General features: G+C 46.8%; 21 protein-coding genes. 12 read left to right on the top strand and 9 right to left on the bottom strand.

Annotated elements, in window-relative coordinates:
• Positions 1-66: 66 nt before the first annotated feature.
• The 3 genes from QT973_RS14420 to QT973_RS14430 form a co-directional block, all read right to left on the bottom strand.
• Positions 67-945: an inositol monophosphatase family protein gene (locus QT973_RS14420; protein WP_333210641.1), complete on the bottom strand. Its 879-nt coding sequence runs from the start codon at positions 943-945 to the stop codon at positions 67-69.
• 89 nt (positions 946-1,034) lie between these two features.
• Positions 1,035-2,159 carry a cupin-like domain-containing protein gene (locus QT973_RS14425; RefSeq protein ID WP_333055165.1) on the bottom strand — a complete coding sequence of 375 codons (1,125 nt, stop codon included), beginning with the start codon at positions 2,157-2,159 and terminating at the stop codon, positions 1,035-1,037.
• 248 nt (positions 2,160-2,407) lie between these two features.
• Positions 2,408-3,268 (bottom strand): PfkB family carbohydrate kinase, encoded by an 861-nt coding sequence (locus tag QT973_RS14430; protein ID WP_333210643.1) that lies wholly within the window; start codon positions 3,266-3,268, stop codon positions 2,408-2,410.
• A 79-nt stretch (positions 3,269-3,347) separates the two neighbouring features.
• On the opposite strand from QT973_RS14430, the gene rsmI reads away from it, so the two are divergent.
• Together rsmI and QT973_RS14440 are read left to right on the top strand one after the other, a co-directional pair.
• A complete protein-coding gene (gene rsmI / locus QT973_RS14435; protein ID WP_333391583.1) occupies positions 3,348-4,229 on the top strand; it encodes a 16S rRNA (cytidine(1402)-2'-O)-methyltransferase in 882 nt (293 codons plus the stop codon).
• 78 nt (positions 4,230-4,307) lie between these two features.
• Positions 4,308-5,525, top strand: a complete 1,218-nt coding sequence (locus QT973_RS14440) for a glycosyltransferase (RefSeq protein WP_333391585.1) — start codon at positions 4,308-4,310, stop codon at positions 5,523-5,525.
• A gap of 134 nt (positions 5,526-5,659) precedes the next feature.
• On the opposite strand, the gene QT973_RS14445 is transcribed toward QT973_RS14440, so the two are convergent.
• A complete protein-coding gene (locus tag QT973_RS14445) occupies positions 5,660-6,670 on the bottom strand; it encodes a DNA cytosine methyltransferase (protein WP_445305695.1) in 1,011 nt (336 codons plus the stop codon).
• A 152-nt stretch (positions 6,671-6,822) separates the two neighbouring features.
• Here QT973_RS14445 and QT973_RS14450 point away from each other — a divergent pair, with 152 nt between their 5' ends.
• On the top strand, positions 6,823-8,088 hold the full coding sequence (locus QT973_RS14450) for a folylpolyglutamate synthase/dihydrofolate synthase family protein (RefSeq protein ID WP_333391589.1): 1,266 nt from the start codon (positions 6,823-6,825) through the stop codon (positions 8,086-8,088).
• Positions 8,089-8,093: 5 nt separating this feature from the next.
• Here the strand turns inward: QT973_RS14450 and QT973_RS14455 are convergent, their stop codons facing one another.
• Positions 8,094-8,669: a Uma2 family endonuclease gene (locus tag QT973_RS14455; protein ID WP_333055154.1), complete on the bottom strand. Its 576-nt coding sequence runs from the start codon at positions 8,667-8,669 to the stop codon at positions 8,094-8,096.
• A gap of 449 nt (positions 8,670-9,118) precedes the next feature.
• Here QT973_RS14455 and QT973_RS14460 point away from each other — a divergent pair, with 449 nt between their 5' ends.
• Both QT973_RS14460 and QT973_RS14465 read left to right on the top strand, forming a co-directional pair.
• Positions 9,119-9,844 carry a hypothetical protein gene (locus QT973_RS14460; RefSeq protein WP_333055150.1) on the top strand — a complete coding sequence of 242 codons (726 nt, stop codon included), beginning with the start codon at positions 9,119-9,121 and terminating at the stop codon, positions 9,842-9,844.
• On the top strand, positions 9,841-10,272 hold the full coding sequence (locus tag QT973_RS14465) for a type II toxin-antitoxin system VapC family toxin (protein WP_333055147.1): 432 nt from the start codon (positions 9,841-9,843) through the stop codon (positions 10,270-10,272). The genes QT973_RS14460 and QT973_RS14465 overlap by 4 nt, the downstream gene beginning before the upstream one ends.
• A 209-nt stretch (positions 10,273-10,481) precedes the next feature.
• On the opposite strand, the gene QT973_RS14470 is transcribed toward QT973_RS14465, so the two are convergent.
• Both QT973_RS14470 and QT973_RS14475 read right to left on the bottom strand, forming a co-directional pair.
• Positions 10,482-11,765 (bottom strand): sugar ABC transporter substrate-binding protein, encoded by a 1,284-nt coding sequence (locus QT973_RS14470; RefSeq protein WP_333055143.1) that lies wholly within the window; start codon positions 11,763-11,765, stop codon positions 10,482-10,484.
• A gap of 145 nt (positions 11,766-11,910) precedes the next feature.
• A complete protein-coding gene (locus QT973_RS14475; RefSeq protein WP_333055142.1) occupies positions 11,911-12,147 on the bottom strand; it encodes a hypothetical protein in 237 nt (78 codons plus the stop codon).
• Between the two features lie 174 nt (positions 12,148-12,321).
• Here QT973_RS14475 and pilM point away from each other — a divergent pair, with 174 nt between their 5' ends.
• The 7 genes from pilM (at position 12,322) to QT973_RS14510 (ending at position 22,538) form a co-directional block, all read left to right on the top strand.
• Positions 12,322-13,416 carry a type IV pilus assembly protein PilM gene (pilM, locus tag QT973_RS14480; RefSeq protein WP_333055140.1) on the top strand — a complete coding sequence of 365 codons (1,095 nt, stop codon included), beginning with the start codon at positions 12,322-12,324 and terminating at the stop codon, positions 13,414-13,416.
• A 413-nt stretch (positions 13,417-13,829) separates the two neighbouring features.
• Positions 13,830-14,729 (top strand): PilN domain-containing protein, encoded by a 900-nt coding sequence (locus QT973_RS14485; RefSeq protein WP_333055138.1) that lies wholly within the window; start codon positions 13,830-13,832, stop codon positions 14,727-14,729.
• On the top strand, positions 14,726-15,520 hold the full coding sequence (locus QT973_RS14490; RefSeq protein ID WP_333055137.1) for a pilus assembly protein PilO: 795 nt from the start codon (positions 14,726-14,728) through the stop codon (positions 15,518-15,520). The genes QT973_RS14485 and QT973_RS14490 overlap by 4 nt, the downstream gene beginning before the upstream one ends.
• Before the next feature lie 475 nt (positions 15,521-15,995).
• Positions 15,996-18,398 carry an AMIN domain-containing protein gene (locus tag QT973_RS14495; RefSeq protein WP_333314503.1) on the top strand — a complete coding sequence of 801 codons (2,403 nt, stop codon included), beginning with the start codon at positions 15,996-15,998 and terminating at the stop codon, positions 18,396-18,398.
• A gap of 730 nt (positions 18,399-19,128) precedes the next feature.
• Positions 19,129-19,419: an HU family DNA-binding protein gene (locus tag QT973_RS14500; RefSeq protein ID WP_006634837.1), complete on the top strand. Its 291-nt coding sequence runs from the start codon at positions 19,129-19,131 to the stop codon at positions 19,417-19,419.
• 15 nt (positions 19,420-19,434) lie between these two features.
• Positions 19,435-20,703, top strand: a complete 1,269-nt coding sequence (locus tag QT973_RS14505) for an aminotransferase class I/II-fold pyridoxal phosphate-dependent enzyme (RefSeq protein WP_333210660.1) — start codon at positions 19,435-19,437, stop codon at positions 20,701-20,703.
• Positions 20,704-21,059: 356 nt separating this feature from the next.
• Complete coding sequence (locus tag QT973_RS14510; protein ID WP_333055131.1) at positions 21,060-22,538, top strand: NAD(P)/FAD-dependent oxidoreductase; 1,479 nt, start codon at positions 21,060-21,062, stop codon at positions 22,536-22,538.
• A 218-nt stretch (positions 22,539-22,756) separates the two neighbouring features.
• On the opposite strand, the gene QT973_RS14515 is transcribed toward QT973_RS14510, so the two are convergent.
• Positions 22,757-24,022: an FAD/NAD(P)-binding protein gene (locus QT973_RS14515; protein WP_445243055.1), complete on the bottom strand. Its 1,266-nt coding sequence runs from the start codon at positions 24,020-24,022 to the stop codon at positions 22,757-22,759.
• A gap of 367 nt (positions 24,023-24,389) precedes the next feature.
• Entirely contained in the window at positions 24,390-24,518 is a 129-nt protein-coding gene (locus QT973_RS14520) for a hypothetical protein (RefSeq protein WP_333055130.1), read from the bottom strand.
• Between the last annotated feature and the right edge of the window lie 196 nt (positions 24,519-24,714).

Consider the following 24,714-nt stretch of genomic DNA (forward strand, 5'->3'; position numbering starts at 1 on the left):
CCCTAAAACTGATTCGTTACCATCTTTACGGGCGATTCCCTACGGGATAGCTTCGCACGCGCGGACTTACTTCAAACCCCCATCTATCCCTGCTAAAATCTCCTCAGCTTGCCCGCACAAAGCAGCGTGACAGCAACCATTACTCGCCAACAATCCCCCCCACTGACTCACATCTCCCCGGTTATATTGCAAAGCAGAACCGTCAAAACGAGTAAATTGACCGCCCGCTTCAGTCAAAATTAATTCCGGTGCAGCTAAATCCCAATCTTTCGGTGCCGACTTTCCCGAAAGCGCAATATAAACATCAGCCTTTTGTTCGACAATTGTCGCAATTTTACAGCCAATGCTACCGACAGCTATTTGATTCTGACATGGCAGTTTTTGTAACAATTGATTAAAGCGATCGCCCCGGTGACTGCGGCTAGTTACTATAGATAAATCTGCCACTATATTTCGCGCCGAAACCTGCAACTTGACCGCAGAACCGGCCCGACTTTCCATAAAAGCGCCCGCATCGCGGATTGCGTAATAAATCTTTTGCTGTTGCGGCCAGGCCACAACTGCCAATACCGGTCTTCCCTCGAAGGCTAAAGCAATGTGAACAGCAAATTCACCTGTCCTGTCAATAAAATCTCGCGTTCCATCCAAAGGGTCAATAATCCAAACCCAACTTTGAGGTAAGGGAATTTGACCGTTTTTTTCTAAATAAGATTTGTAAGTTTCTTCGCTGAGATAGCCAAATTCTGCATTCCCTAAAGCCGACTGCAATCCGTCGAGAATGTAAGAGTTGACAGCGACATCGGCGGCGGTGACGGGGCCATCTTTTTTTTCTTGGATGTCGAGGTTAGGAGTGTTGGAATCCTGGCGATAATAGGATTGTAGGATATCTGATGCACTCCAGGCGATCGATCGTGAAATTTCGCTGATTTCTTCGAGAGTTTTCATGAATTTCTTTTTTTTTGAACCGCAGATAAACGCCGATTTCTGTAGGGGCGGTGCCCCCGTGCCCGCCCCTGGGAACCATACATTAGCAATTACCAATTAATATGAGGATATTTCCATTCATAATAATTAGGAAACACAAAATTAGTAAACGAAACCGAAATACTCACTTCCAATGATTTTACATGGTGCCACCAACCGACAGGAATAAAGATAGCTTCTCCCGGTTCCAAAATCACTTCAATAATTTTCGCATCTCTGTAAAGCGGGTATTTGTCATAATCTGGATTTTCGCCATCAACCTTGCTGAAAACTCCGACGTGATTGTAAAGCAGAGGTGTTTGTTGCGGAGAAATCAATTTAATTAGTTTGCGACCAGACACTTGAGCTAAAATTAAATTAACTGGGTCGTGGTGTAGCGGTGTAATCGTGCCTTTCGGCCCGAACCAAAAGAAAACTCTGCCTTTTGTATCCGTTGGATTGAGGTATTCGGGAAAAATTTCAATGTCGTTAAATAGCGGTTTAAATTCCTCTCTTTCAAGAGTTTGGTTGTTAGCAACCATGTAGTAGTCGTTGCTAGGCCCGCCCTTGACCACCATGTCTACATATTTGCGGAACAAAACAATTTTTTTGTGATTTTCTATCTTGATTTCGTAATTCGGGTCGGAATTGCGGTTGGCTTGAATTTGTACCTCTGCATCGCCATATTTTTCTTGCAAATACTCCGGCGTCCACAACTGCAACGCTTTCCAGTTGTGCATGATATTGGTAATAATTACTGGAGTATTTTTGGCGTAGTAATTTTCGAGAAAATACTCTCTGGAAAGACTGCTTTTGCGTTCGATTGTGCCAAACTTGGAAGACAATGCAGCTAATTGATTGCTAATCCTGAGATGCGATTCTAATTTCTGCAATAACTGCACGTACTGACTGCCTGCTTGAAAGTAGGGATGAGAGGAGATTTCCCTAACTTCTGCGGTGGCTGTTTCCGCATCTATGCCGGTATTTATTAGTCCTTGAATGATTTCTGCATCGGGTTGATTTAATAATTTGTTAGCCGCCACCCACTGTTTCATATTGTCGGGAAGTTCTTGTTTGCTTGGGGTGAGTAGATTGGGCAAGTTTTGTGTCAGCCATTCTAGGTTAACTTGCTGTTGTTCTGTTAGGGTAATCCGCAAAGGGGGAAGGGTGATAGTTAGGGGTTGGGTGTCAGACATGATTCGGGTATGTTGTTTTGGGACTGTTTGGTTTGATTTGAGGTTGTTTTACTAATATAGCAATTTTAACGAACTGCGAAAATTCACAGGCGAGACGCCTGTTCCACGGGCGCGAAGGAAGAGAAAAGGGAAGTTCACAAATTTTGTCGAGGTTGCTGTCAGGATTTTAACTTAACAGGTGTTGCTAGTTCAAGTTTTCTAGCTTTGAGGGGTTTTAACCGGATAGTTTGGTTAATTTTAATTGAAAATTAACTCTTATTCATCCAGGCGCGGGTTCCGAAATTTTTGCAGGAATGGGAAGCGATTTTAGCTGATGCGGTGAGAGTATCTGTAAAGTTATTATTTTGCAAAATGTAGTGACAGAAAGCGCCGTGAAAGATGTCGCCCGCGCCTAAAGTGTCTGTGGCTTGAATTTGAGGTACTTCTATAGTGCCGTAACTGCCATTGCTGAGGTATAAAATTGATTTTTCGCCGCGAGTGATGGCAATATTGGGAATTCCGGCTGCTGAGAGGTAAGCAAAGACTTGTTCGGAATTGTCGCAGTTGGGCGGATGAAAGTTATCCGAACATACAGCCCATTCAATAAAAGGTAATATTTGTTCTAATCCGGGTTTCCAACTGCCGCCATCGAGGACAATGGGAATGTTTTTTGACTTGGCAAGTTGAGCAATTTCTTGACTGGCTGCGATTTGATGTCCGTCAAGCAGTACAATATTAACTGAGGTTAAAATATCCTGGTTAATTGTTTGACTGTCAACTTGCGATTTCGTAGCATTGATGGAAATTACCGATCGATCGCCCGTTGCTTCAGTTACAATAATCGAGGAAACTGGCGGCGAGTGCGATCGCCCCGGTTCCAAATCGATTATCCTGACATTATACTCCGCTAAGTCTGCACGAATTAATTGGGCGATCGCGTGAGTGCCCAAAACGCCGGCCCATACCGCCGCATTCCCCAAATAGCTAAAAGTGACCGCAGCATTAGCCGCCGGCCCGCCCGCAGCAATGGTACAATCAGAAGCAACAACTTTCTGATTTTCACCCGGAGGCTTCCCGGCCAAATAAATTAAATCTAAAGTCGCCAATCCCAAAAACAATCCAGTTTTCATATCTTCTTAAATGTGTGGCATGGGCCTGTGGCATGGGCGTCCCGCCCGTGTCCTATCGTTAAAAAATCTCAATCTTAAAATGCAAGCAAATCCCAATACAGGAACACTTTACATCGTAGGAACCCCGATAGGCAACCTGGAAGACATGACATTTCGCGCCATCAAAATCTTGCAAAAAGTAGACTTCATCGCCGCCGAAGATACCCGCCATACAGGCAAACTTTTGCACCATTTTCAAATCAAAACTCCCCAAATCAGCTATCACGAACACAACCAACACCAACGACTTCCCGAACTCATCGACAAACTGCATTTAGGAAAAGATATCGCCCTCGTCACCGATGCCGGGATGCCCGGAATTTCTGACCCCGGTTCCGAGTTAGTCAAAGCTTGCGCCGATGCTAATATTAACATTATTCCGATTCCCGGCCCGACCGCCTGCATTGTTGGCATAACTGCATCAGGATTACCCACAGAGAGATTTGTATTTGAAGGTTTCTTACCCGTAAAAGGTCAAGAACGCCAACAGAGTTTAGAAGCTTTGCAAATAGAATCCCGCACTATAATATTATACGAATCTCCGCACCGATTGCGACAAACTTTACAAGATTTAGCAAATAGTTTGGGAAGCGACAGACAGATTGTGCTGGCCAGAGAATTAACCAAAATGCACGAAGAGTTTTGGCGTGGTAGTATAGAAAGTGCGATCGAACTTTACACCAATCGCGAACCCCAGGGAGAATTTACCCTGGTAATTGCCGGTATCCAAACAGCCGCACCAATATTTTCCGAAGACGCCATTAAAGCAGAATTGCAAACATTAATTGCAGAAGGAATAAGTCGTTCCCAAGCCAGCCGCCAGCTAGCGCAACAAACATCCCTCCCCCGCCGCCAAATATACCAACTCGCCCTCACAATAGGCGACAATGAATCACTAGAACAACCCTTAGATAACTTGTGAATATCTCTCTTCTTCTCTGCGCCCTCTGCGCCCTCTGCGGTTAAATAAAAAAAGCTAGATACTCACACTCAGAATTATATGGTACGCGGAAACTACGATCGACAAAAACCATATTTACGCAACCCCCACATCAACAAACCAATCGCCGAAATCTATGCAGACTTAGACGCCTTTACCTGGGAGATATTTGAAGACCAACCCCACCGCTTCGATACCGTCAGTTTCTACGTCTTGCTTCCCCCATTGTTTTACGAAGGGCGTTTCATCAAAGGAATTTACTTCAGCGAAGCAGTCGAACTCATCAACAAACTATTTCCCCAACTTTCCTCAGTATTTTTCTCCTTCACCTATTCCCCCGGAATCTCCTACTCCTGGGCCCCCATAGCTGACGCCTACTCCAGTTTATACAAAAACCCGCAGCGAGAAAAGTGGTTTCGCGAAACTTATCCCGATCGCGCACACAAACCAATCATACCACTACAAGACACCGACTTCATCAACGAATACTTAATTTCCCCGCGCAACGTCCCCGCCAAAGACATCGACTTGCTAGCCGTCGCCCGAATTTCCGAAGAAAAAAATTTGCCAATCATAGCCAAAGCCTTAAAAGTTTACCGTCAAAAATATCCGCAAAAACCGATAAAATTAACAGTAGTCACCGGCCACGAATTTGATGCTAGCAACCTGAAAACTCTCGACGAGTACGCCTTAAAAGAATGGCGGCAAGTAGAGGCAATTTTAGGCAATCCGTCGGACTACATTAACTTAGTACCGAGAGTTGACTACTACAGCGAAATCCCCACATATTATTCGCGGGCACAAGCATTCGTCCTCGGTTCCCTCCTCGAAGGAAAAAACCGGGGAATTACCGAAGCCATGAGTTGCAACGTACCAGTAATTTGCTTTGAAGAATTCAACCAATACGCCAGAGGCAAATCGCCAGTTTTCCCCGAAGGTGCGGGTCTTTACGCCAAATTTGACCCAGAATCTCTCGCAGATACTATATATACAGTATTGGAAAATCAAACAGAATTCAAACCGCGATATCAGTATTTAAAGCATTGCGGGCGGAAAAACTTTTTCAATACTTGTATAGACAGTTTTCCTTATTATCAGCACAACATTCCCGACTACAAGCCGGGAGAGGCGATTAACAATTTGTGGTTGGATTTAGCAGTTCAACAAAATTATCAAGTTAGTTTGAATAGCTTTTTGTACGGAGGTTCTCCCTTGTCTCATATTCGCGGGACAAATGCGATTGGGCACAATCTCGGTCAGTTAACCAAGTTTCAATGACAGATAATTCGGAATTATTAAACCGCAGAGGCCACAGAGGACACAGAGGAGGAGAAGAGAGAGATGAATAATACGGATTTGAGATTAGTCTTTATAGCGATGACTTTCGCTAAAAGCGCCGTGGAATTCATTCCCTAGCGACTGGTAGATGGTCGGCTTAAGTTGACAATATCCTCAAAAATCTTACTGGCTAAAACTCTCGCCAAATTCACAGGAACAGCATTGCCGACCATTTTGTATCCGTCAGCAATATACTTATATTTGAAAATAAAATCATCCGGGAAAGTCTGAACTCTGGCGCACTCTCGCACAGAAAGCCGACGGTAAGGCAGAGGCGAATTGGGGTCAAAAATGCGTTTGTCTTTGCCAACTAAAATCATTTTAGTAGCTTGAGGATGGAGAGGTGCGTGTCTGCCGCTTGCCTGAATGGTAAACGAAGGTTCTGACCAACTTCTAACTCGATTGCGCGACATATAAATGCTGGAAAACCCCAAATCCGCACATTCGTGATTTGGGACAGAATCGTGATAATTATCTAATTTACCCTTAACTGACATAGGCGCGATCGCCTGCAAATCAAAAATCGCATCTTTCAGCGTCAAAACCTCGGTTCCAGGTTCGGGAAACTCAAAACCAAAACCCAGATTCTGCCGATAGCCAACAACAATCACCCTTTGCCTATCTTGCGGAACCCCAAAATTTCTAGCATTCACCAACTTGTAGGAAACCCGATACCCGATGTCCTCAAACTGCGATAATATATAAGTAAAAGCTTCCTTGTTTCTGGCCGCCAAAATACCGCTAACATTCTCAGCTAAAAAAAACAAAGGCTGCTTGTCCCGCACAATTCTGATATACTCCCAGAAAAGTTGACCCCGACAGTCATCAATCCCCCGCTTAGCCCCTGCTTCACTCCAACTTTGACAAGGAGGCCCGCCGATTATCCCAATACAGTTGGGAATTTCATCAGATTTGATTTTTCTGATATCTCTGCGATCTAAAATAGTTTCAGGATGATTGAAATTATACGTATCCCAAATAGACTTATCATATTCATTCGCCCAAACCACATTAAACCCAGCCAAGCGAAAACCCAAATCCAACCCCCCACAACCCGAAAACAGAGAAATAATATCCAAAGCCACCTTTTTTCACCCGCAATAAATACAATAAATCAATTATAAACCTCTCTTTTATTACATATCTATCTCTTTCTTCTCTCACTCTGCGCCCTCTGCGCCCTCTGCGGTTAATAAAAAAAATCTAATTCACACACAAACAGAACTTATCATCCTCAATGAATACAGAATCCATCCTTCAATCTTACCAACATTTCGGCGTCCATCTGGGGCTAGAAAGAATTCACCAACTTCTCCAAAAACTAGACAACCCCCACCAACAAGTACCCATTATCCACATTGCCGGCACCAATGGCAAAGGTTCCGTTTGCGCTTATCTCTCTTCCGTACTAACAGAAGCAGGCTATCGAGTCGGGCGCTACACATCCCCGCACCTAATCGATTGGACAGAAAGAATTTGCATCAACCAAAAACCGATTTCCCCAACAGAATTGCAACAGTGTCTAGAACGAGTTGTCGCCGCCACCGAAAACAACACCGAAACTCCCACTCAATTTGAAATAATCACCGCCGCAGCTTGGCTGTATTTCGCAGAACAAAAAACAGACATCGCAGTCATAGAAACTGGATTGGGCGGTAGATTAGACGCGACTAACGTTTGCGAAACACCTCTCGCTAGCGTCATCACTTCTATCAGTCTCGAACACTGGCAAATACTCGGCCCCACCGTCGCCGATATTGCTGGGGAAAAAGCCGGAATTCTCAAAGCAAAATGTCCGGCCGTGATCGGAGAATTGCCAGAATCAGCTAGAATAGTAGTAGAAAAACGCATTCAAGAATTAGACTGTCCGGCAACTTGGGTAAAACCAGCTATAGATTTAGGACAAGGATTCGCAGAATATCAGTTAAATCAAAATGCAGTTAAAATAAAATATCAATTGCCGCTGCTGGGAAAATTTCAACTAATGAATTCAGCAATTGCGATCGCAACTTTGCAAACTCTCCAAAACCAAGGATGGCAAATTTCTCCAACCGCCATCGAAAACGGTATCGCCAAAACCCAATGGCCCGGAAGACTCCAGCAGACAACTTGGAAAAACCGCCACATATTAATTGACGGCGCGCACAACCCGGCTGCAGCTATCGCCCTGCGTGAATATGTCGATCGCCTGAACAATCACCCGTCACCGATTAACTGGGTAATCGGCATTCTTGCGACTAAAGACTGCGACGATATTTTGAAAGCATTACTCAAAAAGGGCGATCGACTTTACCTAGTACCCGTACCCGATCAAAACTCATCATCCCCCGCAGAATTAGCCGCCCTAGCTCAAATTATCTGCCCCGAATTAACTTTCTGTCAAGCCTTCCCCGACTTAACAACAGCTTTAGATGCTGCTGTTACAGGCGACAACCTAACAATCCTTTGCGGTTCGCTTTATCTCGTCGGCTATTTTCTGCAACAACAACAATCCCAAGCTTAAACGCATCAGAATTGTGTTTCTTCCTCAGTAAAGATAGGAGGCCACAATTCCGAAATGGGCAATTCCCAACCGGGAAAAAGTTCTGCTACTGTTAATATATCGCCATTTCCTAAAACAGTCGGTTCACCTGTAGAGCGATAAATAGTCACTGTTTCTTCATCAGGATCGATCAGAATTCCGACGATCGCACCCAACTCTATAAACTTCAAAACCTTGGTTTCTATAAGCTTAATGCGATCGATCTGAGATTTAATCTCAACCACCAAATCGGGGACAAGTTCTCCAAAATAACGCGGACTTTGGCGCAAGCGGGCGGCGCGCACAAAAGAAACATCCGGCGCTTTCACATTCGTATCCGGCATGATGAAACCGCCTGCGGAGTCAAAGACTCTCCCCAAGCGACGGGGATAAACCCAGTTACCCAGCAAACGAATCAAAATACTGCTGATTTCACTGGATACGATGTCTGATGGCCCCACAATTGAAAGTCTCCCGTCTTCTAGTTCAATTTTGTAATCTAAACCCGCTTCGGAAAAAAGGGTTTGAACTTGGTTTAAATCTTTGAGTGTCATCGCTGGCATAAGAATTTTATCCTATTCTGAGCTGAGTTTTGATTTTAACACGAGTCAAATTTCTGAATATTTGAGGAATTCAGGCTGTATTCGTACAAATCATCAATTAAGCTGAATTGAGAAAGAGGCTCGCACGGGATAAAGAAACCCGGTTTCTGGGATGAGCGATCGTTTTTATCAACAAACATTTACCTCTAAAATAGTCGAGATTGACTTATCCAGAGTTCTCCTCCGACTCCGCGTTGTGAAGAGGCGGTAATTTCATCATTCGATAATAACTTAAAAGCTGATATTTGCGTATATATGGCGGCACAGATTCCCATTATTTAATAATACGTCAAGTGGTCGAAAAAAGGAAGGGGCGAGAGCAAAAAAGATTAATGCCTAATGCCCAATGCCCAATGCCAAATTTTTGTTACAATACAAGTGAGTTTAGAAAAATTTAGAGATAGAAGTTTATGAGCAGCCTTATATCGGTGCAAAGGCTAATTGAATATATAGAAGCTTTGCCAGCCCAAGAGCAAACTTTACTATTTGACGAGCTTTTCAGGCGAAACATAATCAAGCAGCGTCAGGAAAACATCGATTCTACAGTCAAGGTAACTCCTGCCTCGGCGATCGGGCCAGTAATAGAAAAGTTAGGCCAGGAAAACACCAAGGAGAGAGTAAACATGGTCAAATTTCTTGACGCGCTTCGCAAAGCAGACCCGCTTATCATTGGAGAAAGAGAAAATCCGCGCCAGGAAAACACCAAGCAGACAGTCAAGACAAAAACACTGTTAACAGGTAACGCTACCTGCGACATTCGCGCAGCCGATCGCACTAACTTTGGGGGCGACCTCGACAGCTCAACTGCTCACATAATCATTAAAAACGAATCAGACACAACAGTCAGTGCAGCGTTGCTGGGATGGCCCGAATGCAAAGCTTTTGGCGAGACGCGATCGCAAGCACTGCAAAACCTTCACGATTTAGTAAATGCCCAGCTAGCCGAAGCAGAAATCGTCTCTGTCAAACTCACGAATAGTCGATCGAACAATCCTTGGGTGAGGTTAGCTGGTAAGTATGAAAACGATCCGTATTACGATGAGGTATTGGCACACATAGAAGAATATCGCCGCGAACTCGATGCAGAAACCGAAGCTTATTACAGTCAAATTGACGATGCGGTTGAGACAGAATGAGCCTATACATACTTGATACGAATTGTTTCTCCGATTGGCAAAAGAATGATCCAATGATGGTGCAGCGAATCGAGGTTAACGCAGAAAACCTTGCTGTAACTATCGTAACCGTAGAGGAAGTAATTCGCGGCTGGTTCGATTTTATCAGAAAGGCTTCGACATCTTCGCAAGCGGACAAATTAGTATGGGGTTACACCAGGTTATGGGATACATTAGATGATTTCAAAAATCTCAACATTCTGAAATTTGACCCGAATGCTTTCACTATTTACACTGAGTTACGCCGTCAAAAAATACGCATCGGCACGCAAGATTTGCGGATTGCTGCTATTGTACTTGCTAATAAGGCTATCCTCGTTACGCGCAACTACCGAGATTTTTCGCAAGTGCCTGATTTAGTGCAGGAAGACTGGACAATTCAACCTTAAAAACAAGGGGCGATTGCTAATCGTAAGGTGCGTCGCCATCGAATTTTTCGCGATGATTGGAAGCTCTGCGAGGCGACGCACCTTACATTTAAAGGCTGATATCTGCTTATATATGGCGGCACAGATTCCCATTATTTAATAATACGTCAAGTGACCTAAAAAAGCAAGGGGCGAAATAAAAAAAATCCCGCCCCAGCTTCACTTAAAAACTACCTTTGATCCCAAGCCTTAGCAGCATCAGCAACAGCTTGGTCTACCGACTTCTCATCCAACATTGCCGCCTGCAAATTGTCATAAATCGCCTTTTGCAACTTCTTAACATCCTTCAAAGGCGGAATCAATAGCTCAGCGGAAGTCAACCCAGAAGCACTAACAACCCGAGCTCGATCGGCAGCAGGAGCATCAGCAGAAACAGTCTTAAAATAATCGTCCTGCAAAGCCTCAACCGTAGAAGGCAAAACATTAGCAGCCTTAGCAAAAGCCAACTGATTTTGAGAATTAGTAACGTACAGAGCAAACTTGACAGCATCATCAGGGCGCTTGCTGTCGCGGGGCACAACCAAATTCATCACCGCCACAGTCTTCTTACCTGTTTCCCCCGTAATTTGAGGCGCAGCAGCCGAAACAGCACCAATACTCGGAGCATTCTCAGCAATCGCCTTCAAAAACTGAGGGCCCGAAGCTAAAAAAGTAGTTTCCCCAGCTTGATAAAGCTCGATCGCCCTGCGATGTCCCTGCACCAAAACATCCTGTGGCAAAAGTCCGTTATTGTACAAATCTACCCAATACTGAAAAACAGCTTTGCCCTTAGCAGTATTAAAAGCCGCCTTGCCTTTAGCATCCACCAAAGGTACACCCATTTGCACAAAAGATTGCAAAACTTCCGCCGAATCTTCCGGCACAAAAGTCACAAAAAAAGCAAACTTGCCAGTCTTCTCCTTCACCTGCTTCGCCACAGTTGCCAACTCGGCATAAGTAGCAGGAGGCTTAGCAATTCCAGCCTTCTTCAACAACTCCGTATTGTAAATTGTCACCCCAGTCGTGAGATACCAAGGAATGCCAAAAGTCTTGCCGTCGAGTACACTAGCTTTCCAGATATTTGGGAGATAGAGCTCGCGAACTTGCTGCGGAATTCGAGAATCCAAATCCAGCCAAGCATTGCGTCCCGCCAACAGCGAAGCAAAATCGGGATTTAGGTTCACCACATCCGGCGCATTTTTCGCCGAAACAGCCCCCAAAATCTTGCTTTCCATCGCCGACCAAGGAACGTCCACCCAACGCACCTTCACCCCCGGATTTTCCGCTTCAAAACCGGCGATCGTCTTGTTGAAATACTCAGTAAACTGAGGTTGAAGCTGCATAGTCCAGAACTCGATTTCCTGCGTATTATTTGCCTGGGAATTAACAGCCGGCTTGCTGCAACTCACCACCGCAGACAGCAGCAGCCCCACCAGCCCAAAAACAGCAAAAAGTTGCCAAGATTTACGTTTCATAGAATAAAATTTGAGAGTTATGGGAACCGTCATTCGATTTTAGATTTTAGATTTGAGATGCTTTCGATTGACTTGCGCGAGATAAATTCGGGGGACGCAAGGATTTTAGATTTGAGATGCTTTCGATTGACTTGCGCGAGATAAATCACGTGGCGGGTAACACCTTGGAAATTCGCTTGTCAGACAAAGGCACGCGCGGCGAAGCTATCCCGTAGGGAATCGCCCGAATCAAGCGCTCACGAGTCAGTAACAGAGTTTTGTACCTGGGTTCAGGAGCGAGATAGTCGGTTTTTGTGCAGAATCGGCGGGTTTTCGGTCGATCGAGCTGGAATTTATTGACATTCTCCGCAGAATAGCTATTGTCAAGTAAATTGGATAGCATAAAATCGGAACTAGCGATCGCGCAACACAGACTGAGCTGTGCAGAAGAAGGCGGGATACCGAGATTACAGCACTCTGGCTGCAGTTGGAAACCAACCCTCCAACACGCCTGCGCGCTGAATCAGGCTGGCCAACTACAAAAGAAAAAAATAGCAATTATCGGCGACCCAATCACATGGTTAACTTTTTCAAAGGTCTACTTTCCCAACGCCAGCCAGGAATCGGGATCGAAATAGCCCCAGACCGCATCAACATCATTCAGCTTGAAAAGAAAGCTCAGGCATTAAAATTAGGCATCCTAGCCTCAATAGAAGTTCCAGAAGACTATGTACAAGAAGGACAAATAGTCGATCCGCCGGGAATGGCAGAACTAATACGTACCGTCCTCACGGACAACAAAATCAAAGCCAAGCGAGTAGCCACAGCCATTCCAGGCCGCGAAGCAGTCATCCGCCTCATCCCAGTTCCCGCAGAACTCAACGAAGAAGAACTGCGGGATTACATGAACGCAGAAGCAGGACTGTACTTGCCATTTCCTAGAGAAGACGCCGACGTAGACTATCAAAAAATAGGCCTTTTTGTAGATGACGACGGAGTAGAAAAAGTGCAAGTCGTCTTAGTAGCAACCCGCAGAGAAGTTACCGACACATACATCGAAACATTCAAAGAAGCCGGATTGATTATAGACGTATTAGAAGTAACCAGTTTTGCCCTAATCCGCACCCTCAAAGAACAACTGCAACAATTTTCCTCCCAAGAAGCAGCAGTTCTCACCGCCATAGAATTTGACAGCACCGAGTTAGCTATAGTAGTGGACGGCATACCTCAGTTCAACCGTACCATCCCGATCGGCACCTACCAAATCCAGACCGCCCTCAACCAAGCCATGAACCTGCCACCAACCAGAGACACCAGCGAACTGCAAGGCATGACCCTGCCAGTCACAGATACAATGGGCGCATCGGGAGACGCCAATCCGGGAACAAATGCGATGATTAAAGTATTGGGAGAACTAGCAGACGAACTGCGCCGCTCAGTAGACTTTTACCTCAACCAGAGCGAAGAACTCGAAGTAGCGCAACTACTGCTAGCGGGTCCGGGAGCTGCGATCGGCAAACTCGACGAATTTTTTATGCAAAGATTAAGCTTGCCCGCATCTCAAGTCGATCCCATCGAAACCCTAGGAGTCGAAATCAGCCAAGAAATTACCCCAGAACAGCGAGCAGGTTTAGGAGTCGCCCTAGGTTTAGGACTAAGGGAGGTTATGTGACCTAACAGTTTTAGATGAGAGAAAAACCGATTTGAGAATTTGAGGTAAAAACCCCTTCCAAAAGAAGAAGGCAGAAAGCAGAAGGTAGAATATTGGAGGTAGAAGATAGAAGGTAGAAGGTAGAAGGTAAAAGGTAGAATATATCTGAGGTAGAAGCAGCCCCTTCCTTCAGTAAAAGGCAGAAAGTTGTTTCTTTCTTCCCTAAATAAATCCTTCACTTGTACCAGCAATCTTGGGTTCTGTCTAAAATCTAAAATTTCTAATTTAAATCTATAGCAACAGCCAAGACTGTTAGTACCTTCTTAATTGCTGAAACATTAGCGGTAGATCACTTTTTCCTTCTACCTTCTACCTTCTGCCTTCTGCCTTCTACCTTCTGCCTTCTTCCTTCTGCTATAAAACCGAGTGAAGCCATGTACAGCCTAGATATTAATTTTCTCAACGACCGTCCCGACTACAAACCCGTTGCAACCAAAAGCCCAGCTAAAAAAAGTTCCGGTGGAGCCAAAGACCAACTGCCCATATATGGGGCAGTGCTGTTTGCCTTTGGCATCAACGCCGCAGTCATGGGCGCCTGGTGGTGGGCGACTAAGGAAAATACCGACTTGGCCGCACAACAAGCAACCATCGACACAGAACTGGCCCTGTTAAACACTCAAGCCAACACCATCAAAGCCATCAACGCCGAAACCGACCAAGTTACCGCCGAATACAAAGCATTAGCTGGAGTATTCGACCAAATTAAACCTTGGTCGGCGATGCTGCAAGACCTCAGTGCCCGTACTCCGGCCGGAGTGCAAATTGGCAAAATCGAGCAAATCGACCCAAGTCCCTCCCCCGTTGCAGCACCTCCTCCTCCCCCCCCACCAACACCCGCTGCTTCTCCGGGGGCGAGTCCGTCTCCAGCAGCCAGCCCCGCCCCGGCAGCACCTCCCGTCCCCGTCGTCCCGCAGCAGGCATCAAAAGTGCAAATTTCAGGGATAGCCAGTACCTTTGCTCAAGTTAACGACTTTATGTTGCTAGTCCAGCGCTCTCCCTTCTTCCTTAACACCGATACCAAACTGATAGCGGCCACATTAAAAAACAACCCCGCACAATTACAAGTGCGTAACCAAAACGCAGCACCAGCAGAACTTCCCAAACTGCGACCAGTGGTGGAATATAAAATTGAAACGACGCTCAGCCCGACGGGTGCCTCCGAGTTGCTCCCCGAGCTGCGAAGCAAGCAAGCAGACGGGCTCGCAATACGGATAGAAACACTTCAAGAAAAAGGAGTGCTAGAACCACAAAAAGGAGAAGTGAAAAAACCATGACAGCAGAGTTTATTTCTAGCGGACAAGCAGAAGATACAGGGGCTAAGGAAATATTCGGCATTAAGCTGACACCCCAAGTCCAAGCAATCGGCATCGCGGTTCTCGGGCTCCTGATTGCTGGCGGCCTCGGCTACCAGTTCGTACTTCCCGAATTCCAAAAAAGCGGCGAATTCAAGCAAAAACTTAGCGAAAGCAAGCAAACGCAAGTGCAATTGCAAACTCAAATTCAAAAAAAGGCAGAAGCAGAAGCCAAGCAAGAAGAAGCAAAACAGCGCCGGGCCAACGTCACGGCCATGTTTGCCAGCGACGCCAGCGCCAACACGCTTTTGCTTGACATGACCCAACTCGTTAATAGAATCAACGCCGGCGTGCAAGGAGATGACCTCAAGGCTAAAATTACCAAATTTGAGCCGGATATGCCGCCAGCAACAGCAACCGCCACGCCGGGAGCTCCAGACCCTGATATTCTGGCCGATAGCTCCTTCGGGGCGTCCCTGGCTGGCAAGCTCAGACGCAAAAAATTTAAGGTAGAGTTTGAAGGCACTTTTGATCAAACCCGCAATTTTATGCGTAACTTGGAGTTGATGCAGTCGCTGTTGGTAGTTAGGAATTTGAAATCTGAATTGCTAGCATCAAATCAGCCAATTGAAGTTGATTTTTTGAAAGGGAAAATAGTTCCTGTGGAGCAACCGCCAACTAAAATTAAAACTGCTTTTGACTTGCACGCGCTGCTGCCGCTAAAGCAAGAAGAAAAACCGCCAACTCCGGCTCCGAGTCCTGGTGCTAAGTAGCTATTATTTGGCAGATATTAGCTATTGTTCCCAACTCGCTATTTCACAAGAAGTCAGAAGGCAGAAGTTTGAAATGGAAAGATTGAAGGTAGAAGTCAAAAAAGTATGAAGGTCAGAAAAATATTTTTTAGATGGCAATCAAAAATTGGCTCTAAAATCTAATTTCTTCTAATACCAGTTTCAAAAAGTAATGGAACTGTATAGCAATCCTTGCAGGAGTCGTATTTTTTTTACCCTACCCCAAACCTCCCATTTGTAAGGGGAGGAAGTAAGAAATCCACAAATGATGCGAGGATTGCTGTAGGATAGCTTCTAACCCTTATGTCATCTGTTATTCCCAATCGAAAATTAAACATCGAAAAGGGCATAACTTCTTCCTTTAAAAAGGCTCGAAGCGAGAATATTTTAGTCAGTTTAGCAGCTAGCGACAAAAGACTGCGAACAACAAATAACAAATTGTAGTGGAGGAGAGAACGTGAAACAGCATCTACGGTTAAGTGGAGGACTCTTATGCAGCGTTGCAGGAGTTCTGATCGCCCAAGCCCCAGTCTTGGCATTGCCGACTCAGGTAACAGGAGTGCAAGTAAGTCAAGGTAATAATGGCGTAAATATTGTTCTGGCTACAGAAAAGGGCGATCGCCCGCAAGTTTTCGCCATCAATAACGGCAATACTTACCAAGCCACAATTATCAACACCCAGCTCCGCTTACCACAAGGCAACAGCTTCCGTCAAGATAACCCAGCTCCGGGAATTTCTTCAGTAGAAATCAGCCAGGTAGAGGCTAACAGCATCCGCGTTGTGGTAGCCGGCACCAACGGAGTTCCCAACGGACAAATTGTTCCGGGACAAGGCCAAAGCATCGTCCTCAGCGTTGCCGGACAGGGTGGCACAGCACAGTCTGCCCAAACTCCACCCCCGCCCCCTCCGGGACTGCCGCTGAGCCAAACAGCTCCCCCGCCGGCTCCCCAAGTCCGCACCTCGCAAAACCCAGGCGTGCTGCTGCCAAATCCCCAAGTTACTGTTACCAGAAACGATCGCCCGCCCCTCCCCAGCGAAATACAATCCCAAAGCAATCAGGCTGCGCCTTTCCAGCCGCGGGCCGTGGCTCCGCCCTTGGGAGATATCGCGGTGTCTAACATCGCCCCCGGCGTGGGAAATATTGAACTGAGTTCGGGAGAACGCATCCCCCGCTTGGTGCTGCGGGATGCCCCAGTCCGGGACGTTTTGGCTCTGCTGGCCCGCGCTGCTGGCTTGAACATTGCTTTTACAGGTGGCGGGGCCCCTGCTCAACCGGGGCAGCCCGCAGTGCCTGGTCAGCCAGGAGTATCGGGGTCAGATGAAGGGCCGAAGATTTCTTTGGACATCGAAAATGAGTCGGTCCAAGATGTCTTTAATTACGTGCTGCGGCTCAGCGGGCTGCAAGCTAACCGCCAGGGGCGGACGATTTTTGTAGGGACTAACTTGCCGATCGATTCACGCAATATTATCATTCGGACTCTGCGGCTCAATCAAGTTCGCTCTACAGATGCAGCTAACTTTTTGAGCGCTCAAGGCGCGGAAACTCAACTGCCGATTACTCGCGTGACTATTCAAAGCGTGGGCCAGGGAAATGCTGCGCGGGATGTGGAAATTCGGGAACCCGACATTAAGGCGATCGGCGCTAGGGAAGGCACGGGGCCGCTGTTGCTGAGGGGACTGTCGGTGCTGGCGGATTCTCGGCTCAATTCCATCACTTTGGTGGGCGACCCGCGCAAAGTGGACATGGCTGTGGCTTTCTTGACACAGCTAGATTTGCGCCGCCGTCAAGTCGCTGTCAACGTCAAGGTGATCGATATCAACTTGTCGGGAAACAACCAAACTAACACCAGCTTCTCTTTCGGGATTAATGACAGTTTCTTTGTCAATGACGGCGGGGCGGCGATCGTCAATTTTGGCGGCATCAATCCGCCCGATCGGACGACTGTAACTAGTGGCATAGCTAATCGGCCGATTATTGAGAACCGAGACATTCCCACAGAATTCAGGGACACGCCTTTCTACGATGCGAACGGCCGGCGTATCGTGCCGTTTACAGGTCAAGGTCTTGAAGGCCCCGCCAAAGGTGTGTTCCTCCAGCCGACAGCCCCACTTACTAATGACCCCAGGCGAGTTGGAATTACAGATTACATTCCTGGATCGACGACAGGCTCAGGAAGTGCAGACTTCGGCCTGTTCCCGCTGTTCCAATATCCAAGACGTTTTCTGTCTAACCTGCAAGCAAGTATTACTAGCCAGAATGCCAAAATCCTGACCGATCCGACTTTAGTTGTCCAAGAAGGGGAAACGGCGAATGTGGATATCACCGAAGAAGTGATTACTAACATTCGATCGGAATCGCAGACAACAGAAGGTCAAACTACCAGAACGGTGACGGCAGAAAAAGGCCAGGCCGGTTTGCAGTTGGGAGTGGCGATCGATCGCATCGACGATAACGGTTTTGTCTCTCTGCGAGTCAACCCAATCGTCAGTGCGATCGGCCCGGACAGACCCCTGAGCACTGGCGCAGGAGAAAATAACACTATCACCCTGCTGGCTCGGCGGTCTTTGCAGTCGGGGCTAATTCGCCTGCGGGACGGTCAGACTTTGATTTTATCGGGGATTATCCGCGACCAAGACCGGGTTACAGCGAGGAAGATTCCGATTTTAGGAGATTTGCCGATAATTGGTTCGCTGTTCAGGAGCACTGATAAGACCAACCAGCGGGCGGAAGTGATTGTATTGCTGACGCCGCAGATTTTGGATGATAGCGATCGATCGAACTTTGGCTACCAAAACAGCATCAGTCCCGACGCGCGCCAACTGTTGCAGCGCAGTCAGCCCGTCCAGCCGAGACAGTAGGAACGAAGGAAGAAGACATGGGTGTCAACTTTCCACGCTCTTTCCCCTGAGTCCGACAGTCCGACAGTCCGACAGGGGTTGAAACCCCTGCCTCAAAGAAGACAGTCCTCGCTCAAGAGGACTAAAGAACTGATTAGTCCTCTGCAAGACGACTATAAATTACTTTCAGTCGTCTGAAGACGACTTCAGCTATGAGACAGGGACTTCAGTCCCTGGCGGGTTTCGGGAGAATGAAACAGTCCTGGCCCACGGGGAAAAGAAAGGGGAAAGAAAGAAGGAAGAAGGAAAAAAGTTTTCCTTTAGCCCTTGACAAATTACATTTTATTCCTTCTATTTCTATTTTTTTGAGATTGCAAATCCACCGAGGCGAGAAATCTTGTCTCCAAGGTGGTATTTTTTTACCTAAATTTTGGGATTAATTACAAAAATTAGCCAGTTCCATATAAATTAAAGGTTCCACCGATCCATAACGGTCGGCAAGACTTTAGAATAATGCAGTGAAAATTAGATGCTGTGGGGTTTTCAGCAGTTAGAAACAAAAATTCCTTTTCTGACCAATTACCCTAGGGTAATTGGTATTCAGCAGGAGTTGTGATTCGGGGAAGCGGACGGGAGCAATCGGGAACCACCCAAACCTCCCAATCCACACCTCAATCCAGTTGATAACTCACAGCTAATAGTTGAACTAACTCTGTTTAACGTAATTTTGCAAATCGAGAAGGACTTCGCAATGAACAAAGGTGAATTGGTTGATGCAGTGGCGGAAAAGGCTAGCGTGACGAAAAAACAGGCAGATGCTGTTTTGAGTGCGGCCCTGGAAGCAATCATGGAAGCTGTCTCCGATGGCGACAAGGTGACGCTGGTCGGTTTTGGCTCGTTTGAGTCGCGGGAACGCAAGGCCCGCGAGGGTCGCAATCCCAAAACTGGAGACAAGATGGAAATCCCGGCAACCAGAGTTCCTGCATTTTCCGCAGGGAAGTTGTTTAAGGACAGAGTTGCACCGCCGAAAAACGCAGAATAGCTGGCAAACTGAGTCTTGATTAGACCTTTACACGGTGGGAATTTAGCTTGGGCAGCCGCACTGGCAGGCTGCCCTGCCTCTGCTATTGTCGATTTTTCTGCGAGTATCAGTCCTTTGGGCCCTCCTGAGTCGGCACTGGCTGCAATTCAATCACACTTGAGCAGTCTGACGGCTTACCCAGACCCAGATTATGGGGAGCTCAGGACTGCTTTGGGGGAGGCTTTGAATGTTGACCGGGATTGGATTTTGCCGGGGAATGGTTCGGCGGAATTGTTGACTTGGGCGGCTTGGGATTTGTCGAAGCTGGAGGGGACTTATTTGGTGACTCCGGCTTTTGGCGATTACTCGCGGGCTCTTTCGGCTTTCGGCGCGCAGGTGATCAAATGCCCTTTGGATCTTAAATCTTGCACCATTGTCAAGAATGGGCATCTTGCCCATTCCACAAGAGAGGAATTTTCTGGTGGAACAGGCATCTTGCCTGTTCCTAAACAAGTAATTGAAAATGGTGCAACATCTGAGTTGGATCTGAAATCGTTGGACGTTGGGGCAGGAAGCCGGTTAGTAACGGATGATTTGTCGGTTTCTAACGGTTCCCTTGTCTCCCCTTCTTTTCGTATCCCAGTTCCTCTGGCTCTCGATGCCCCCTCTCGACGAGGTTTGCTACTGAACAACCCCCACAATCCTACGGGTTTGCTGTTTGCTAGGGAGGCGATTTTGCCTTATGTGAAGCAGTTAGGTATGGTGGTGGTGGATGAGGCCTTTATGGACTTTCTACCGCCTTCTGAGCAGGAAACTTTGATCGATGCTGTTGAGGAGTTTCCGAATTTGGTGATTTTACGATCGCTCACTAAATTCTATTCTCTGCCGGGACTGCGGTTGGGCTGTGCGATCGCCCATCCCGATATTCTGCGCCGCTGGCAGTTACTGCGCGATCCTTGGCCTGTGAATGCTTTGGCTGCTGCTGCTGCTGCTGCTGTGGTTCGAGATGCGGCTTTTGAGCAGCAAACTTGGGATTGGCTGCCTGTTGCTCGCCGAGAGCTATTTGAGGGTTTGGCTAATTTGCCGGGTTTGCAGCCAATTGCCGGGGCGGCTAATTTCTTGTTGGTTGAGTCGTCGATGTCGGTTTCTTCGATTCAAAAAAGTCTGTTGGAACGACACCGGATTTTGATTCGGGATTGTTTGAGTTTTCCTGAGTTGGGCGATCGCTTTTTTCGGGTGGCTGTGCGCTCAAGGGCGGACAATCTGCGGTTGATTGCTGGACTTAAAGAAGTCATTAGTCAGTAGTCAGTTGTCAGTTGTCCGTTGATAAACCGATTTTATTGGTCGTTCGAGCGCACCTACCCAAGAAACCCGGTTTCTCTGATAAATCTTGGATTTTGCAGCGAAGTATCTAGGCAGAAACCGGGTTTCTGACCCCGCGCGCCGATCGCCCTAAACTACTAACTAATGACTACTGACTAATGACTAATGACTACTGACAATTCCCGCATCCAGGATACCCGCCACGTGATTCATCCGTCCCGAAATAAAAAACCTGTATCAGATGAAACTTGCCGAACGTATTTATCCGTGGTCAATGCTTCAATTCTAAAATCTAAAATCTAAAATCTAAAATCTAAAATCGATTGACTTCTTTATTTATGCTTGACTATGATTTAGTGATTATTGGTGGAACTCCGGCCGGACGTTATGCTGCTTTGACTGCAACTAATTTCCCGGCCCGCGTTGCTTTGGTGGAACCGCTAAGTAATTCCCAAGATTTGCCGAGTGGGGGGAAAGAGTCGATCGACCTTGGTTTGAGATACAGCCAAACTTTGAGGGAGGCTGCTCGTTTTGCTCAGCAGATCAGCCGCCAGCAGTTGGGAGTTCGCTGGGAAGTCGCGAATTCCTCTATGCCACTCAAATTGCGCTTTGACGGGGTTCTAAAGTGGGCAGATGATGTTGTTTCTAATTTGTCAGAAATTGATTCTCTCGGCCTTTTGGCTACTCGCGGGGTTGATGTTATTTTTGGCAGCGGCGAGTTTGTGGCGAAACCGGATTTGGCTTTTGTTGTGGGCGGGCGAAAATTGCGATCGCTCTGTTATTTGCTAGCTTGTCCAACTCTGCCGGCGATTCCCAATATTGAAGGACTTTCGTCTGCTGGCTTTTTTACTTCGGAAACTGTTGGGGAATTAGCAAAACTTCCCCAGTTGCCTAAAAGTTTGGCTGTAATCGGCGCAGATCCCAGCGGTGTCGAAGTGGCTCAAACTTTTGCTCGCTTGGGGGTTGCTGTCACTTTGGTGGTGAAAAGTTCGCACATTTTGGCTAAAGAAGACCGGGAGGCTGCTGGTTTGGTGCAAGCTGGAATGGAAGCTGAGGGAGTGCGGATTCTGACTGCTACTGAGGTGACTCAAGCTAGGGTGATTGATGGTAAAAAGTGGATTCAAGCTGGGCCAAGGGCGATCGAAGCTGAGGAGATTTTTCTGGCTGCGGGTAGAGGACACAATTTTTCTTCGTTAAATCTCGAAGCGGCTAAGGTTAAATTCAGCGATCGGGGGGTGATTTTAAATGAAAAGCTGCAAACAACTAATCACCGAATTTACGGGATCGGCGATGTTGCTGGGGGTTATCCGTTCCCTCACATCGCTAATTACGAAGCTGCGGTTGCTGTGAAAAATGCTTTGTTTTTGCCAATGTTTCAAATAGATTATCGCGGGATTCCTTGGGCGATTTTTTCTGACCCGCAATTGGCGAGGGTTGGCTTGACTGAAGCGCAAGCAAGGCGCCGTTTTGGAGATGATCTAATTGTTTGTCGGGAATATTTCAAGAATGTTGAAAGAGCTCAAATGTCCGGGGATACAACTGGTTTTTGTAAGATTGTCGGGCGTCGCAACGGGGAGATGTTGGGAGCGAGTATTGTGGGGCCGCAAGCTGCTGAGTTGATTCACGCGATCGCTTTGGCTGTGCGTCACGGGATGAAGGTTGAGGCGATCGCCCAACTTCCTTATATTTGGTCTAGTTTTTCGGAAATTAGCGGTCAAACTGCTGCTGTTTGGGAGTCGCAGCGCTTGGGCAGAAATACTTTTTCGCGGAATTTATGGGAGAATTTGTTTCACTGGCGCAGGTATTGGAATCAGTAAAGAAATCCAATGTTTGTAGTAGGATTTTTTGAATTTTATATGCTTAGCGCACAATTAAAAAGTAATTTGCTAATCAACTCACTCGGCCCTAAAATTGTGTGTCAATAAATAATATAACAAGGTGTTGACCGTTGCTCCCAGGTCGAGGGAAATATGTAATTTAAATGTACCACAACTTAACTAATAACTGATGACTACTCACTGAGAACTAATGACTGCTAACTAATTATTGCGGGCGAGAGTGCAATGCTGGATTTGACGATCGCCGGTACAATGCGATCGCACGCCATTCTCGCCCCAGAAAGGTTTCTGGCGACTGGCCCCACTTGCAGCGCCGCTAAACCACCAGTCAAAAATAATTCGCATCCGGGCCAACGCAGGTGTTTGTCTAAGACTGGCAAACCTTTAACTATTTCAATGGGATGCGTTTCTAGCATTTCTTTGAACATTGGTTCGGCTGCAATGTCTAGTTTGGTGCCGGTTGCTAGCCAAATTCGATCGACAAATAACGTCTCCCCACCGCTGCAATCAACAGTCCATCTGTTATTTTCCCACCGAACGCCAACAACTTCGCACTGTTCGTGAAATGTCAGTTGTTCGCTGTGGGAGAGCCTCCGCAACTGTGTCATAATTTCCGGTGTCATCGAGCCACCGTTGCGGGCTTGTTGAATGGTTTCCCAACGCGAATGGCAATCTGGTTCGGCGGCGAATCCTTTGAGGTATTTTGGCCCCAACCAACCGGGTTCGGCATCAAATAGTTTTTCTTGGAAATAGCGCCTAGTCATTAACAGGACTTTGGCTCCTCTGGCAATTGCTCCTACTGCTAAATGTCCGCTGGTTAGTCCGCCGCCGACAATTAATATTTGTTCTCCGTGCAATTGCAAATTTCGCAAATCTACTTGATGGGAGTGGCGAATTCTTTCGGGGGGATGCTGTGTTTGAATTTGATTTGCCCACGCTGGTAAATGCGGTTTTCCACTGCCGGCGGCGACGATTACTCGGCGGGCGATCGCACTTTTTCCGTCTTCAAACCACAGGTGGAAACGGCCGGATTTCGGCTGAATGCGGGTTACTTTTGCTTTGATAACTCGATCGCCCAATTGCCACCGTTTAATTGTGTCGCCGCAAAATTCCTCAAATAACCGACTTCCGGGCAAATCGTAGGGGGGAAACAATTCCGAGGAGCGATTTTCGGCAAACCTCCGCAATTCGTAAGGGTTGGGATCGGGGTGGTGCACTGCGGGCGATCGTAAATGCCCAATTTCTAAAGCTGCAAATTGCCTCCGCCACTGAGTCAGCCATTCGCCGCTCGGATCGAATGCTAAAAATTTATCCCGGAGGCTCTTGCGTTTTTTTAATATGTGTGCAGTAAGAGTCAGGGCGTGGGGCCCAGCGCCGATTAAAGCTAAATCAATTTGGGGCGGCGTGGCTTCTGAGTTCGCTTGCATGAGAATTGCTGATTTGCGAATGATAACAATTCTCATTATTATAGGTCGATCGAGCCTCAAGTTTACGTCTTTCGAGAACCAGCAGGATTTCTGTTCCGCAAAAAGAGACAGGATGATACGCAAAAGCTCAGAAACCCTCTTGATGAGAGGTTTCTGCCCCGACAGGGACGCACTGCGACGCTCAGAAACCGGGTTTTTTAGCTCACCGAAATGAAAACCGCGATCGGAAAGCGTCGGCATCGTCCGTTGGCGTAGCGATATAAGGGTCGCGAATTAAATAACTTACAATTTTAATTGTTATTGTGGGATGGGCGTCCCGCCCGTCCACTCATGACGGGCTATAAGAGCCCATCCCACTTTCAAGAGTGGAAGTTATTTAATTCTCATTCCTAAGTAAAACAACTTAGCCGACTGCCGATGTCATTTTCCGCTTCTGAACTTTGGCATTTAATACCTGATTTACTTCTGAGAGTTGGGCAGCTTGTTGTGGCATCTGGGCAAATAATTCAGCTTGCTCACGGGCGACTCCCAAGTGCTCCGCAATCTGACGCAGAAACTCGATTTCCTCTGCTTCCGGCTTTAAACCCTGAGCCGCCCGAATTGTAATGATGACATTAAATTATGATGTAAACTAGACATTAGATTTTCTAGGCGATCGCCTTCAAGCATCGGTTTCAAAAACACTCTTAAGTACCTGATTAGCGTCTTAAGTTCCTCTTCCATGAACT

It is taken from the genome of Microcoleus sp. Z1_A1, from assembly GCF_036700305.1.
Classification (GTDB): Bacteria; Cyanobacteriota; Cyanobacteriia; order Cyanobacteriales; family Microcoleaceae; genus Microcoleus.